Origin of the sequence: Luteimonas sp. R10, assembly GCF_045689605.1 — a bacterium.
Classification (GTDB): domain Bacteria; phylum Pseudomonadota; class Gammaproteobacteria; order Xanthomonadales; family Xanthomonadaceae; genus Luteimonas.
Window position 1 is genome coordinate 3,599,095 of sequence record NZ_CP141262.1, and the last position, 14,104, is coordinate 3,613,198.

At 71.5% G+C, this 14,104-nt stretch carries 11 protein-coding genes and 1 tRNA gene; 3 read left to right on the forward strand and 9 right to left on the reverse strand.

Going from position 1 to position 14,104, the window contains the following annotated elements:
* Entirely contained in the window at positions 1–1,368 is a 1,368-nt protein-coding gene (ffh, locus tag U3649_RS15635; protein WP_407352228.1) for a signal recognition particle protein, read from the reverse strand.
* Positions 1,369–1,618: 250 nt separating this feature from the next.
* Between ffh and U3649_RS15640 the strand changes: the two genes are divergently transcribed.
* Positions 1,619–2,407, forward strand: coding sequence for an inner membrane protein YpjD (locus U3649_RS15640; protein WP_407352229.1), 789 nt, complete (start codon positions 1,619–1,621; stop codon positions 2,405–2,407).
* A gap of 147 nt (positions 2,408–2,554) precedes the next feature.
* Here U3649_RS15640 and U3649_RS15645 read toward each other — a convergent pair whose 3' ends face one another.
* Both U3649_RS15645 and U3649_RS15650 read right to left on the reverse strand, forming a co-directional pair.
* Entirely contained in the window at positions 2,555–4,264 is a 1,710-nt protein-coding gene (locus U3649_RS15645) for a hydrogenase maturation protein (protein ID WP_407352230.1), read from the reverse strand.
* 219 nt (positions 4,265–4,483) lie between these two features.
* Positions 4,484–5,494, reverse strand: coding sequence for an aldose epimerase family protein (locus U3649_RS15650; protein ID WP_407352231.1), 1,011 nt, complete (start codon positions 5,492–5,494; stop codon positions 4,484–4,486).
* A 249-nt stretch (positions 5,495–5,743) separates the two neighbouring features.
* Between U3649_RS15650 and U3649_RS15655 the strand changes: the two genes are divergently transcribed.
* Positions 5,744–5,881, forward strand: coding sequence for a hypothetical protein (locus tag U3649_RS15655; RefSeq protein WP_407352232.1), 138 nt, complete (start codon positions 5,744–5,746; stop codon positions 5,879–5,881).
* A gap of 83 nt (positions 5,882–5,964) precedes the next feature.
* On the opposite strand, the gene U3649_RS15660 is transcribed toward U3649_RS15655, so the two are convergent.
* Positions 5,965–6,771: an SDR family NAD(P)-dependent oxidoreductase gene (locus tag U3649_RS15660; protein WP_407352233.1), complete on the reverse strand. Its 807-nt coding sequence runs from the start codon at positions 6,769–6,771 to the stop codon at positions 5,965–5,967.
* Positions 6,772–6,954: 183 nt separating this feature from the next.
* Between U3649_RS15660 and U3649_RS15665 the strand changes: the two genes are divergently transcribed.
* Positions 6,955–7,848, forward strand: coding sequence for an SMP-30/gluconolactonase/LRE family protein (locus U3649_RS15665; protein WP_407352234.1), 894 nt, complete (start codon positions 6,955–6,957; stop codon positions 7,846–7,848).
* 175 nt (positions 7,849–8,023) lie between these two features.
* Here the strand turns inward: U3649_RS15665 and U3649_RS15670 are convergent, their stop codons facing one another.
* The 5 genes from U3649_RS15670 to U3649_RS15690 all read right to left on the reverse strand — a co-directional run bounded on the left by U3649_RS15670 (position 8,024) and on the right by U3649_RS15690 (position 14,077).
* On the reverse strand, positions 8,024–11,527 hold the full coding sequence (locus U3649_RS15670; RefSeq protein WP_407352235.1) for an autotransporter outer membrane beta-barrel domain-containing protein: 3,504 nt from the start codon (positions 11,525–11,527) through the stop codon (positions 8,024–8,026).
* Positions 11,528–11,647: 120 nt separating this feature from the next.
* Positions 11,648–13,057 carry a DNA repair protein RadA gene (gene radA / locus U3649_RS15675; RefSeq protein WP_407352236.1) on the reverse strand — a complete coding sequence of 470 codons (1,410 nt, stop codon included), beginning with the start codon at positions 13,055–13,057 and terminating at the stop codon, positions 11,648–11,650.
* Positions 13,058–13,183: 126 nt separating this feature from the next.
* On the reverse strand, positions 13,184–13,480 hold the full coding sequence (locus U3649_RS15680; RefSeq protein ID WP_407352237.1) for a hypothetical protein: 297 nt from the start codon (positions 13,478–13,480) through the stop codon (positions 13,184–13,186).
* A gap of 124 nt (positions 13,481–13,604) precedes the next feature.
* Complete coding sequence (locus tag U3649_RS15685; protein ID WP_407352238.1) at positions 13,605–13,940, reverse strand: hypothetical protein; 336 nt, start codon at positions 13,938–13,940, stop codon at positions 13,605–13,607.
* A 61-nt stretch (positions 13,941–14,001) separates the two neighbouring features.
* Positions 14,002–14,077: transfer RNA gene (locus tag U3649_RS15690), tRNA-Thr, on the reverse strand.
* Positions 14,078–14,104 lie beyond the last annotated feature (27 nt).

Genomic DNA, 14,104 nt, shown 5'->3' on the forward strand with positions numbered 1-14,104 from the left:
TCAGCGGAACGGCATGCCGCCGCGGCCGCCCATCATGCCCTGCAAGCCGCGCATCATGCCCTTCATGCCGCCGCGGGCCATCTTGCCCATCATCTTTTCCATCTGCTGGTACTGCTTCATCAGCTTGTTGACGTCGGCGGGCGTGGTGCCGGAGCCCTTGGCGATGCGGGCGCGGCGCGAGCCGTTGAGCAGACCCGGATTGCGGCGCTCCTTCTTGGTCATCGAGTCGATGATCGCGACCATGCGCGGCACTTCCTTGCCGATCGCCTGCTGCTTGAGGTGATCCGGCACCTGGCCGATCCCCGGCAGCTTGTCCATGAGCCCGGCGATGCCGCCCATGTCCTGCATCTGGCCCAGCTGGTCGCGCATGTCGTTGAGGTCGAACTTCTTGCCCTTGGCGACCTTCTGCGCCAGCTTCGCCGCCTTGTCCTTGTCGACCTGCTGCTCGACCTGCTCGACCAGGCTGAGCACGTCGCCCATGTCGAGGATGCGGCTGGCGACGCGGTCGGGATGGAACACGTCGAGGCCGTCGATCTTCTCGCCGGTGCCGATGAACTTGATCGGCCGGCCGGTGATGTAGCGCACCGACAGCGCCGCGCCGCCGCGGGCGTCGCCGTCGGTCTTGGTCAGCACCACGCCGGTCAGCGGCAACGCCTCGGCGAACGCCTTGGCGGTGTTGGCCGCGTCCTGGCCGGTCATGGCGTCGACCACGAACAGGGTCTCGACCGGAGCGACCGCGGCGTGCAGCGCCTGGATCTCGGCCATCATCGCCGCGTCGACGGCGAGGCGGCCGGCGGTGTCGACGATCAGCACGTCGGCGTAGGACTTGCGCGCGTCGTCGATCGCCGCGCGCACGATCGCCTCCGGCTTCTGCCCCGCATCGGACGGATGGAACTGCACGCCGGCCTGTCCGGCCAGCGTCTTCAGCTGCTCGATCGCGGCCGGGCGGTAGACGTCGGCGCTGACCACCATCACCTTCTTCTTGCGGCGCTCCTTCAGGTGCCTGGCCAGCTTGCCGACGGTGGTGGTCTTGCCGGCGCCCTGCAGGCCGGCCATCAGGATCACCGCCGGCGCCGGCACGTTGAGGTCGAGCTCGCTGGCGGACGCGCCCATCACCGTGGTCAGCTCGTCGCGGACGATCCGGATCAGCGCCTGGCCCGGGGTGAGCGACTTCAGCACCTCCTGGCCGACCGCGCGCACCTTGATCCGCTCGATCAGGGCCTGCACCACCGGCAGCGCCACGTCGGCCTCGAGCAGCGCGATCCGCACCTCGCGGGTCGCCTCGCGGATGTTCTCCTCGCTCAGGCGGCCGCGGCCGCGCAGGCGTTCCATGGTGCCGGACAGGCGCTGGGTCAGGGATTCGAACATCGGCATATCGCGGCGCGTAGACGGCCGTCGATTATAGCGTCGGCCCGGCCTCCGCCGTGGGAGCGCGCCGGCTGCATGGTGGCCGCCCCCGGGTCGGCTCCACCCGACCCGGTCGCGGCGGCGCGGCATCGCCGAGCACGGCGCGCTTCGCGGCAACCCTGCTGGCGCGGGCCGACGTGGATCGGCCCGTGCATTCCGCGGCGCCGCGGCGACCGGTGTGCGCGGCCGCGGCATATGCGACACTCCCTCGATGACAATCGTTCTCATCGCCATCCTGCTCTACGTCGCAGCCGCCGCCTTGCTGGTGCGGCAGGTCGCGCGCGACCAGCAGCCCGGCAGTGCGGTCTGGGCGATTCCGGCCTTCGTCGCCGTGCTGGCGCACGCCGGTTTCCACCTGCTGGCCTGGCGCGACGTCGGTGGCGCCGACCTGCACTTCTTCGCCGCGCTGTCGCTGGTCGGTGTAGGCATGGCGGTGCTCACCCTGCTCTACGGCACCCGCGGGCGGATGGCGGCGCTGGGCGTGATCGTGTTCCCGCTCGCCGCGGCCTCGCTGGCGGCCTACGCCGGCACCGGCCATCGCGGCGCCGAAGGCCTCGACTGGCGCCTGCAGCTACACGCCTGGCTGGCGCTGCTGGCCTACGCGACCCTCGCCATCGCGGCGCTGCTGGCGCTGCTGCTGTGGGCGCAGGAACGTGCCCTGCGCCGACGCGAGTTCCATCGCTGGCTGCGCGCGCTGCCGCCGCTGACCGAGCTCGAATCGCTGCTGTTCCGCAGCATCGCGGTCGGCTTCGTGCTCCTGACCGCCACCCTGCTCACCGGCGTGCTGTTCGTGCGCGACTTCTTCGCCCAGCACCTGCTTCACAAGACCGTGCTCAGCGTGCTGTCGTGGCTCGCCTTCGGCGCGCTGCTGGTCGGCCGTTGGCGCTACGGCTGGCGCGGCCCGCGCGCGGTCGGCTGGACGCTGGCGGCGATGGCGCTGCTGGTGCTGGCGTTCTTCGGCAGCAAGTTCGTGCTGGAACTGGTGCTCGACCGGGCCTAGCCAGGCACTGCGTTCCTTCCCTGCCGCATCCTGCGGGACGCGGCCGTTTGCCTCGCGTACGGGCGGCGCCCTCCGTCGCGGCCGTTCCCCGAACGGGGTACACCCGGCGCGGCGAAGCCCCTCTTGCAAGGACGGAAAGCACGGCGCTCAGGCCGCGGCCGCTTCCTCGTCGCGACGGCCCAGGGTGCACGCACGCACCGGCGGCGGCAGCGTCGCCTTGTACACGAAGCGGCGCCGCGCCTCGTGGTAGGCGTCGTCCGGGCCGAAGAAGTTGCGGTGCATGTGCGCCAGTTCCTCCGCGGCGTAGCTCTCCAGCGGCTTGCGCCGCTCGTCGGCGTCGCGGCGGCGGCGCTTGGCGGTCAGCGCCTTGCGCAGGTCGGCGGGCGCGGCGAGCCGTTGCGCCCGCTGCGTCGCCTCGTCGCGGAAGGCGGCCACGCCGTCGCCGAAGGCGGCGTCGATCAGCCCCAGCCGCTCGGCCCCCGCCGCGGTCAGCGGCCGCAGGCTTTCGGTCAGGTCCTCGGCGAGGGCGTCGCCGACGCGGCGCGGCAGCAGGTAGGTCCAGTATTCGGAGCCGTACAGGCCGCCCATGCCCTTGTAGTGCGGGTTGAGCACCACGCCCTGCCGTGCCCACACCTGGTCCGCGGCCAATGCCAGTATCGCGCCGCCGGCGCCGGCGTTGCCGTGCAGCGCCGCGACGACCAGATGGCTGTCGGTCGATACGATCTCGCGCACCAGCGCGTTCATCGCCAGGATGTTGCGCCAGGATTCCAGCGCCGGATCGGCGGCCGCCTCGATCGTGTTGAGGTGGATGCCGTTGGACCACAGGTCGGCGCCGCCTGCCAATACGACGACCCGGGTGGCTTGCCGCTTGGCGTGGATCAGCGCCGCGCGCAGGCGTTCGCACTGCCCGGTCGACATCGCGCCGTTGTAGAAGTCGAAATGCAGCCAGCCGACCGGCCCGACCTCGCGGTAGCGGATCTCGCGCCAGGTCGAACCGTCGTCGGGCATCTCGCACGGCAGCGGCCAGTCGGGCACGTCGCGCAGGCGCGCCTCGCCCAGCACCCATGCCGCAGGCAGCTTGATGCCGCCGCGGACGCGCAGGTGGCTGAGCCACAGCGCGGCGTCGCCGGTCGCGATACAGACCGCGCCGTCGCGTTGCGCCAGCGCCTCGCCCGGGCGGCCGCGCAATCGCGCCTCCGGGTGCGCGCCGAACAACCGGCAGGGCAGCCCCAGCAACTCGCCACCGGCACCGGGAAAACTGTCGCCGCTCTGCACGCGGCGCAGGATCGCCTCGGTGTCCATCTCCCAGTCGACCCTGCGCTCGGCAGCAGGCATCGCCGGTCGCAGCCGGCCGCGCACCTGCGGCACCTCGTCCAGCGGCTGCGGCCGGAAACCGCCGGCCTCGAAACGCTCCACCGCCTGCAGCAGCGCACGCACCGCCGCGTCCGTCACCTCGTGCCGATAGAGGCCGCTCTTGGTGATCGTGCGCGTCTCGAACGCCGCACTCGCCCAGATGTCGCCCGCGTCCATCTCCGCCGCCGCCTGCAGCAAGGTCACCCCCCACTCGCGTTCGCGCCCGAGGATCGCCCAGTCCAGCGAGGACGGCCCACGATCGCCGACGACGCCCGGATGCACGATCAGGCACACGTGCCGCGACCAGATGTCCTCCGGAATCGCGGTCCTGAGCATCGGCGCGATCACCAGATCGGGACGCTCGCGCTGTACCGCCGCGCGCATCGCCGCGGCGTCGGCCACCACCGCGACGCACACCGCGTGCCCACGATCGCCCAGCTCGGCCCAGGCGCGCTGCGACAGTCCGTTGTGCGCCGTGCACAGGAACAGAATCCTCAAGGCCATGACGTCCCCTCCATGTGTCGTGTCACCCGCGACAGGCAGGGCGATGCCGCCGCTGCCGACGCGGCCGCCTGCCGTATGAACATGCCCGATGGGCGCCCGCGATCCGCGGGCGCGGACATTACTTAACGCGAATCGCCGCGACGCGACTGCTCAGGCAATCACAGTTCGCAAGGTTGCCGTCCCGCGCCCATACGCCCTGCGCCGAACGTTCGACCGCGATCACATCCACGACAGCCGATAGCGGATCAGGTGCGAGTACACCTGGCCGGGCTCGAGAGTGGCGTCGGGAAAACCCGGTTCGTTGGGCGCGTTCGGGTAGCCCTGCGGCTCCAGGCAGAGGCCGCGGCCGAGCCCGGGATGCTGATCGTCCAGCCCCTGCCCCTCGTACAGCTGCAACGCCGGCATGGGGCTGTCGAGTTCGAGTACGACGCCGCTGTGCGGCGATGCCAACCGCGCCCGGCAGCGCTGCCCTTCGGCCATCACCAGGCAGTGGTCGTAGCCGCCGGCATGGGCGAGCTGCGGGTGCGCGGCGGCGCCGCCGATCGGGCGCGGGCGGCGGAAGTCGAACGGCGTCCCGGCGACCGGCGCGATCTCGCCGGTCGGGATCAACGCGCCGTCGGCGACCGGCAGATAGCGGTCGGCCGCGACGCTCAGGACCTGCGCGGCCGCCGGCACCGCCGGGTCTCCGGCCAGGTTGAAGTAGGCGTGACCGGTCAGGTTGACCGGCGTCGGGGCATCGGTGCGCGCTTCGAGCAGCAGCTCCAGCGCGCCGTCGCCGATGCGGTAGGTGGCCTCGACCTCGAGGGTGCCGGGATAGCCGGCCTCGCCGGCCGGCGAGCGGTAGCCGAGGCGCAGCCGCGTGCCGTCGTGGCCGAGGATCCGCCACAGGCGCCGACCGAAACCACGGCTGCCGCCATGCAGGTGATGATCGCCCGCGTTCGCGTCGAGCCGGTACACCCGGCCGTCATGCGCGAAGCGCGCACCGGCGATCCGGTTGGCGAAGCGACCGGCGATCACGCCCAGGTAGGCCTCGTCGCGCAGGTAGGCCTGGAGGTCGGCAAGCCCCAGCACCAGATCGATCCTGCCCTTCGCGGTCGGCAGGCTCAGGCTGCGCAGGATGCCGCCGAACGCCAGCACTTCCGCACGCAGCCCGTCCTCGTCGCCGAGCACGACGGCATGGACCGGACGGCCGTCGTCGAGACTGCCGAAGACCCGTTGTCGTCCGGCCATGCACGTTTCCTTTCGGTTGCGGGCGTCATGGACCACCGGGGACGGAGACGGCCCCCGTCGGTCGCGACAGGTCGCGGGCGCAGGAAGGCGCCATGCTCGCTCGTTTCACGCGTAGGTTATCAGGCGTTCCGCCAGCCCCGCCGCGACACCGCGCACGGACCCGACGTTGCCGCCGGACCGGGCCATGGGCCGCGACGCGCCGCCGGGTCGGGCGAGCGCCACGGCGATCGATATCCGTTCAAAATATCGGTGACGCCGCGATTCGCACTACACCTCGACCGGCCTGGGACGGTCAAGCCCGCCGACTTCGAAGGCGCTCGGGTGAGCGGCGGAGAGCTCACGGTCGACCTGCCCGCCAAGTCCGTGGTGATGCTGCAGCTGCAGTGATCGGAACGACGCCGCGCGGCGCGATGCCGCGCTGCGATTCCCGGACAGACGGAGCCCAACCCGGCACGAAGGGTCGGCGCGTCTCAGCTCCAGCCGGCGTCGACCACGAACTCCTGCGCGGTGCAGGCGCGCGCGTCGTCGGAGGCCAGGAACAGCACCATGCGCGCAACGTCCGCCGGCGTCACCTTGTCCGGCAGGCATTGGTTGCGGGCCAGTTCGCGCTCGCCGGCCTCGTCGAGCCATAGGTCGACCTGGCGCTGCGTCATCACCCAGCCGGGGGTGACCACGTTGATGCGGATACGGTCGGCGCCGAGCTCGTGCGCCAGGCCGCGGGTCAGGCCGTGGACGGACGACTTGGCGGTCGCGTAGACCGGATAGCCGCCGGTCTTGGTCTGCCAGCCGGTCGAGCCGAGGTTGATGATCGAGCCGCCGCCGAGCCGGCGCATGCCCGGCACCGCCGCCTGGATCGCGAAGAACGCGGGGCGCTGGTTGATCGCGATCCGCCGGTCCCAGTATTCCGGGGTGACCGCGTCGAGCGCATGGCGGTCGTCGCTGCCGACGTTGTTGACCAGCACGTGGAGATCGCCCAGCGCCGCCGCGGCGTCGCCGATCGCCGCCTGCAGCGCGGACACGTCGATCACGTCGCAGCGCCGCCACCAAGGGCGCGGCAGGCCTTCGGCCTCGAGCCGCGCGGCCAACGCCGCGCTGTCGGCTTCGGCGATGTCGACGAAAGCCACCTGCGCCCGTTGCCGGGCAAAGGCCTCGACCACGGCGGCGCCGATGCCGCCGCCGCCGCCGGTCACGAAGACCCGGCACCCGCGCAGGCTCGGGTAGACCGCGTCGCCCGCCGTCGGGGCATCGCCCTGCGTGGCTGCGGGCGGGTTGCTCATCGGCCTTCCTCTCTCGGATGGGATATCGACAGCAAAAACGTATCGATATCCTCGAAGTTGTTTTTTTGCGGCGTCAATATGCGCTGTACGATCGCCGCCGTAAACCCGCAAGGACATGTCCCGCACCTTCACTTGCCACCCGGTATTGCGCATGCTGTGCCGTCACGGGCACGATTCCGAACGATGACCGCACCGTCCCCGCTGTCCCCGCCACGCTGCGTGTGGCCCGTCGCCGCGGAACTCGGCGAAGGCGCGCTATGGTCGGTGCGCGAGCAGGCGCTGTACTTCGTCGACATCCTCGGCCGTGCGCTGCACCGCTATGCGCCGGGCGGCGACCACCGCGACAGCTGGCACTTCGACGAGGAGATCTCGGCGCTCGCCGAGCGCGGGGACGCACCGGGACTGCTGGTGACGCTGCGCCGCGATTTCGCGTTCTTCGATCCCGCCGACGGCCGCCTGCAGCGCCTGCACCGGCCCGAGCCCGATCGCGACGGCAACCGCTTCAACGACGGCAAGTGCGACGCACGCGGGCGTTTCTGGGCCGGCACCACCGATTTCGCCTGCGTCGCGCCGACGGGCGGCCTGTACCGGTTCGATCCCGACGACAGCTGCAGCCGCCACCTCGACGGCGTGCTCATCGCCAACGGCCCGACCTGGTCGCCGGACCAGCGCGTCATGTACTTCAACGAGACCGGCCTGGGCCGCACCTGGGCGTTCGCGTTCGATCCCGAGCGCGGCATCCTGGGCGAGCGCACCCTGTGGCGCCAGCACGCGCAGGACGAGGGCGGCCCCGACGGCATGACGACCGACCGCGAGGGTCGGCTCTGGATCGCGCGCTGGGGTGCCGCGCGGGTGACCTGCCATGCCGCGAACGGCCGCGAACTCGCGCGCGTCGACCTGCCGGCCAGCCGCATCACCAGCTGCGCGTTCGGCGGCCCCGGCCTGCGCACGCTCTACGTCACCAGCGCGCGCGCCGGGCTCGACGCCGCGCAGTTGCAGCGCGAGCCGCTGGCCGGCGCGCTGTTCGCGGTCGAGCTCGACGCCACCGGATTGCCGGCCGCGCGCTTCGGCGGGTGAGAGCTCGCAACCGCGAAACGACGCTGCCCAAACCGTTCCTGTCGTGGACGGGTCGTCGACACTTTCCAGCGCCGACCCGCGGTCACCGTACGCTGCCCTGGCCGTGCGTTCGATCCTGAGCATGGCACCCTGGACGGACGGCGGGCGGGCGGAAGAGACGCTCTCCCTACGCACCCTACCAGTCGGTACGCAGGCCGAGATGCCCCTCCAGTGTCCGCCGCCGCTCGCCGCCGAGATTGCGGGTGACGTCGCCGACCGCGAACACGCTCAATGTTTCGCTGACGCGCGACACCACGCCGCCGCCGAACTCCAGCGCGCTGCCCTTGCGCTCGCTTTCGATCGCGTCGCCGCCGAACACGACCCGGTCGGTCCCGGCGAAGTCGTGCCACAGGTTGGCCTTGAGATAGGGCCGCACCACGCCGACGGCGGTGTCGTAGCTGCCGTGCAGGCGCACGCCGATCCGTGCGGTGACGGCGTCGTCCTCGTCGAATGCGACCGTGGAGAACGCGTCCTCCCGGTCGTCCAGCGACAGGCGCTGCCAGACCAACTGCGCCTGCGGTTCGAGGATCCAGCGCTCCCCGAGCGCGAACGGCCTGCCGCCTTCGAGCGAGACACCGATGCCGTCGCCGTCCAGGTCCACGCCCAGCCCGCGGCTCGAGCGGCTGTCGCCGTCCAGGCGGGTCGCCATGACCACAGCGTCGAGATAGCCGCCGTCGGGCGCAATGCGCGACCAGTACAGGCCGAGATGGTCGCCGTCCAGGCGCAGGTCGCCGACCGTCAGGTTGTCCCAGCCGATCGCGAAGCCGCGCACGTCGCCGCGCATCCGCGCCTGGCCGACGAACAGCCCCAGGTGATGGCGCGGCGCATCCGCGCGTTCGGATGCGAACACGTCGACGCCCACCTGGTACCCGGTGAGCGATCCGTCGAAGGTGGGTGCGACCGTGCCCGACCAGCCCTGGTCGTGCCGCTGGCCGAACACCCGCAGCCAGGCCGCTGAGAACGCGCCGCCGGGCTGCAGCAGCCCCTGCTCGCCCTGCCGTTCGTGGAAGGTGCCGAGCATGGCCAGTCCGAGCTGTTGCGCCGCGGGCGGCACCACCGAGTAGGTCGGCACTTCCACCCGGTACAGCGGCACCACCTCGGCCACGTGCGGCCTGGCGCCGGGTGTGGGCGGCAGCGGCGGTGACGGCACTGGAGGCGGCGGCGCTCCGGGTGCCGGTGGCGGTGGCGGCGGCACCGGGATGGGCGCCGGTCCGGTCGGCGGGATGGGGGGCGGCACCGGCCCGCCCGGCGGCGCGGGCGGAACCGGCGGCTCCGGTTCCCCGGGCGGCGGCGCCGGCGCAGGGGTCGGTGGCACCGGCGGCGGCTGCAGCGGCGGTGGCGCCGGGGCCGCTTGCGGCGGCGGCGGCGGATCCGGATTCTCGGGCGTCGGCGGCGGCGGCGCCACGATGGTCGAGCGCAGGTACCAGTTCTCCTCGCTGCCGTTGCTGATGCCGCCGCGGAACAGGAAGTACTCGTAGGCTCCGACCGCGACCGGATAGTTGAGCGCGAACGCACCGCCACTCGTGCTGGCACCATCGACGGCGTGCACCAGCAGGATGCCGTCGAGCAATGTACTCGCGCCGCTGCCGCCGAAGTTGATCACCTCCAGTCCGGTGTTGCCGCTCGCGCTCCCGCCGGAGATCACCAGCCGGTCCGATGCCGAGCTGTCGTCGCCCAGCACCGTGTCCAGCCGCAGCGCGCCGCCGGTGCCGACGTAGTCGCCGACCACGGTCAGGCGGTCGGTCGCGCCGGAACCGCCGTTGGTCATGTCGATGACCCCGGCGTTGACCAGGGTCGCGCCGCTGCCGTCGACGAACGGCGCGATCGCCGCGTTGGCACCGTTGCCGGCGAACAGGAGGCTGGTCGCGTCGATGTCGAAGCGCCCGGCCGTGGTCCCGGCATCGCCGAGGATGAAGTCCCCGTCGAGCGCGAACCTGGATGCGTTCGTCAGCGACACCTGCTCCCAGCGCACGTAGCGCGCCGAGCCGGTGGACGCGGTCGCATCGAACACCAGGGTGTCGGTGTCCGCTCCCGTGCTCACGTCCGCGCCTTCGCCGCCGTCGAGCGCGCGGTCCGGGGCCGCCGTCGCGGTCAGGCCGGCCTCGTCGAGGCCGCGCAGGATCGCGGCATCGGCGCCGGCACCGAGCGCGATATCGCCGCCGATCGTGCCGGCATTCTCCCAGGTGAAACGATCGCTGCCCTGGCCGGTGCGGACCGCGCCGCCGATCGCACCGCCGCTGACCGCGACGACGTTGTCGCCGTGCAGCTGCACGTTGGCGCTGCTGGGATTGAACAGCACCACCTCGCCGCCGATCGAGCCACCGGTGACGACCACGGTGTCGTTGCCGTTGTTGAAATTGACGTCGCCGCCGATCGCGCCGCCCGACAGTTCCAGCAGATCATCGCCCTGCGCAGCGCGCACGTTGCCGTCGACCTGCCCGCCCGACATCCGCATCTCGTTGTTGGCCTGTTCCAGGTCCACTTCACCGACCCGTCCATCGGTCATGGTGAAGAAGTCGCCGGCGAAGAACAGGCCGACGATGTGTCCGCCGTGCATTTCCGCATGATCGAGCTGGCTGCCCTGGTTGAGCGAGGCGATCGTGCCGCCGGTCATGACGAAGGTATCGACGCCGCTGCCCTGGTTCACCGCACCCAGCACGGTGCCCGCGCTGATCTCGAAGCGGTCATCGCCTGCGTCCTGGCCGACGCCGCCACCGATCGTGCCGCCGCTCATCTCCACCAGGTCGATCCCGGCGCCGCTGAGCAGGTCGCCGCCGATGCCGCCGCCCGACACGAGCGCGACGTTGTCGCCATCGCCCTGGTCCAGACTGCCGCCGAGGCTGCCGCCATGGACTTCGGCGCGATCGTCGCCATCGCCCTGGCTGACGCTGCCTTCGACGGAGCCATCCCGCAGCTCGAACAGGTCGACGCCGCTGCCGGTGATCACGTCGCCGCCGATCGAGCCGCCGGTGACGACGATGCGGTTGTTGCCGTTGCTGAAATCGACGTTGCCGCCGATCGAACCGCCGGACAACTCCAGCAGATCGTTGTGCTGCGCCGCCACGACGTCGCCGTCGACCTGACCGCCCGACATCCGCATCTCGTTGTTGGCCTGCTCGAGATTGACCTCGCCGATGCGGCCGCCGGTCATGGTGAAGAAGTCGCCGGCGAAGAACAGGCCGGCGATGCGCCCGCCGTGCATTTGCGCATGATCGAGCTGGCTGCCCTGGTTGAGCGAACCGATCGTGCCCCCGGTCATGACGAAGGTGTCCACGCCGTTGCCCTGGCTCACCGCGCCCAGGACGGCGCCCTCCCCGATGACGAAGACATCGGCGCCGCCGCCCTGGACGACGCCGCCGGTGATCGCGCCCGACTGCATCTCGACGCGGTCCGCACCGAGGCCGAACGTCACGCTGCCGTCGATCGTGCCGCTGCCGCCCTCCGGGAACAGCAGCGTATTGCTGCCGCCGGTATCGACCAGGTCGCCGGCGGAGCTCTCACTGCTGCAGGTGTAGGTGTCGTCGCCCGCGGTGGGGGTCAGGTCGCATTGGGCGACGACGCCGTCCGGGGCGAGCACCAGGACGGCCGCGATCGCGAGCGCGGGGCCGGACGAAGACCGGACAAATCGAATGGACGGCATACGCGCCTGCTCCCTCGAGCGGTCCCTGCGCCGACGCGCACCGCAGATCCGCCGCTGGCGATCCCCTCGTTGCCGATCATCGGCCGGCTCGCCGTGAAATCGGCGTGAACGCGAGTGGCGCTATATCGCCTCCAGGGCCTCCGCCAGCCGCTCCACCGCGATCACCTCCATGCCCTTGAACGCGCCCGACCTGGGCGCGTTCGCCTTGGGCACGATCGCGCGCTTGAAGCCGTGCGTGGCGGCCTCGCGCAGGCGCTCCTCGCCGTTGGGCACGGGGCGGATCTCCCCGGACAGGCCGATCTCGCCGAAGGCGACGGTCTTCTCCGGCAGCGGCCGGTCCTGCAGCGACGACAGCACCGCCAGCAGCACCGGCAGGTCGGCGGCGGTCTCCTGCACGCGGATGCCGCCGACCACGTTGACGAACACGTCCTGATCGCCGACGACGATGCCGCCGTGCCGGTGCAGTACCGCCAACAGCATCGCCAGCCGGTTCTGCTCCAGCCCCACCGCGACCCGCCGCGGGTTGGACAGCGGCGAGGCATCGACCAGCGCCTGCACTTCCACCAGCAGCGGCCGCGTGCCCTCGCGGGTGACCATCACGCAGCTGCCCGGCTGCGGCGTGCTGCCGCCGGACAGGAAGATCGCCGAGGGGTTCGGCACTTCCTTCAGGCCCTTGTCGCCCATCGCGAACACGCCGAGTTCGTTGACCGCGCCGAAGCGGTTCTTGAACGCGCGCAGCACCCGGAAGCGGCTGCCGCTCTCGCCTTCGAAGTACAGCACCGCGTCGACCATGTGCTCGAGCACGCGCGGGCCGGCGATGCCGCCCTCCTTGGTGACGTGGCCGACCAGGAACACCGCGGTGCCGGTCTCCTTGGCGTAGCGCACCAGCCGCGCGGCGCTCTCGCGCACCTGGCTGACCGAGCCGGGCGCGGCGGTCAGCGTTTCGGTCCACAGCGTCTGCACCGAATCGGCGACGATCAGCCGCGGTCCGGCCGCGGCGGCATGCTCGAGGATGGTCTCGACGCCGGTTTCCGCCAGCGCCTGCAGGCCGTCGAGAGGCAGCTCGAGCCGCGCCGCGCGGCCGGCCACCTGGGCCAGCGATTCCTCGCCGGTGACGTACAGTGCCGGCAGCGTCGGCGCCATCCGCGCCACCGCCTGCAGCAGCAGCGTGGACTTGCCGATGCCCGGGTCGCCGCCGACCAGCACCACCGCGCCTTCCACCAGGCCGCCGCCGAGCACGCGGTCGAGTTCGCCGATCCCGGTGGACACGCGCGCGTCTTCGCTGTGCCGCACGTCCTTGAGCGCGGTCACCTTCGGCGCGTCGGCCTTCCCCGTCCAACCGCTGCGGCGCGATGCCGGCCCCGCCTTCGCCGCGGCGGCCGGCTCGACGACGAATTCGCTCAGCGTGTTCCAGGCCCCGCACTCGCCGCACTGGCCCTGCCATTTACCGTGGTCCGCGCCGCACTCGGAACAGACGTAGGCGGTCCGCGCCTTGGCGGGCGCGGGACGTGCGGCGGCGGACTTGGCCATGCGGCAACCCCTGTTGGACTGCGCACAGGGTACCGGTGCGCGGTCGCGCGGAGCGAGACCGGATGCGGCCGGCACGATGGGGCGCTCGCGATCCGCGCCGACATCGCGCGGCCGCGGCCGGTCGCGCTAGGCGGCCGCCGGGTAGCCGGCGATCGCGGTGGCCTTGCCGGACTGCAGGCGCGGCGGCAGCAGCAAGGCGGCGAAATCGGCGTCGGAAACGATGCTGTAACCGCAGGCTTCGATGTCCCGACGCATGGCGCGCCACTCGGGCCGCGATACCGCCTCTCCCACATCCTGGGACCAGCCGTGGCAAATCCCGCCGAGTGCCCGCATCTCCTCCACCGGCAATGCGCAGCCGGCCGGTGCGATGACGTAACCGTCCCCGTTGCCGGCCAGGAAGACGTCGATATGGCTGGGATCCATGGGGTTCGGTGCCGGAGATTCCGCGGGCGCTCAGGATGGCGCCCGTTTCGCATACATCCGGTGAAACGCAGATGTCCGATCGATGAATGCGTGTGCGTGCAGAACCGCCCGGACGGCAGCCCGGTCAGGATCCGGGAACGGGCTCGGCACTCGGCTTGGAGCGGCGCCGGCCGCGAACCTCGGCCCCGTGACCGTCGCCGCCGTTGGAAACGCCGCCGGAGGAGCCGCGCTGGCGGAGGATCCGCTTCGCCTGTTCGTCGGCGGCGGCGCGATGCTGCAACGACTTGCACAGCTCGATCCCCGCCACGGTCAGCACGGCCTCGCCATCGAGCTGCTCGACCAGGCCGCTGTCGACCAGGCGGCTGACGATGTCGGTATCGCCTTCGACAGGGTCGGCCCGCTGATCGATCCGCAACAGCAGTTCGAGCAGCGCCAAATCCTCGAGCGAGATCGGATCCATGGCATCACCTCGCAACATGAGCGGCCCGCGCCTTCGGCGGCGCGGTCCGTACCGCGGAAGATGGTGCCGGAAATAGGATTCGAACCTACGACCTACGCATTACGAATGCGCCGCTCTACCAACTGAGCTATTCCGGCAAGGTGTGATGCAAGCGTCCCGTTGGA

Coding starts and splice junctions, on each gene's coding strand:
- U3649_RS15640 (WP_407352229.1), top strand. CDS start 1,619: ATGACAATCGTTCTCATCGCCATCCTGCTCTACGTCGCAGCCGCCGCC.
- radA (WP_407352236.1), bottom strand. CDS start 13,057: ATGGCCAAGTCCGCCGCCGCACGTCCCGCGCCCGCCAAGGCGCGGACC.
- U3649_RS15670 (WP_407352235.1), bottom strand. CDS start 11,527: ATGCCGTCCATTCGATTTGTCCGGTCTTCGTCCGGCCCCGCGCTCGCG.
- U3649_RS15650 (WP_407352231.1), bottom strand. CDS start 5,494: ATGGCCGGACGACAACGGGTCTTCGGCAGTCTCGACGACGGCCGTCCG.
- U3649_RS15645 (WP_407352230.1), bottom strand. CDS start 4,264: ATGGCCTTGAGGATTCTGTTCCTGTGCACGGCGCACAACGGACTGTCG.
- U3649_RS15660 (WP_407352233.1), bottom strand. CDS start 6,771: ATGAGCAACCCGCCCGCAGCCACGCAGGGCGATGCCCCGACGGCGGGC.
- U3649_RS15685 (WP_407352238.1), bottom strand. CDS start 13,940: ATGGATCCGATCTCGCTCGAGGATTTGGCGCTGCTCGAACTGCTGTTG.
- U3649_RS15665 (WP_407352234.1), top strand. CDS start 6,955: ATGACCGCACCGTCCCCGCTGTCCCCGCCACGCTGCGTGTGGCCCGTC.
- U3649_RS15680 (WP_407352237.1), bottom strand. CDS start 13,480: ATGGATCCCAGCCATATCGACGTCTTCCTGGCCGGCAACGGGGACGGT.
- ffh (WP_407352228.1), bottom strand. CDS start 1,368: ATGTTCGAATCCCTGACCCAGCGCCTGTCCGGCACCATGGAACGCCTG.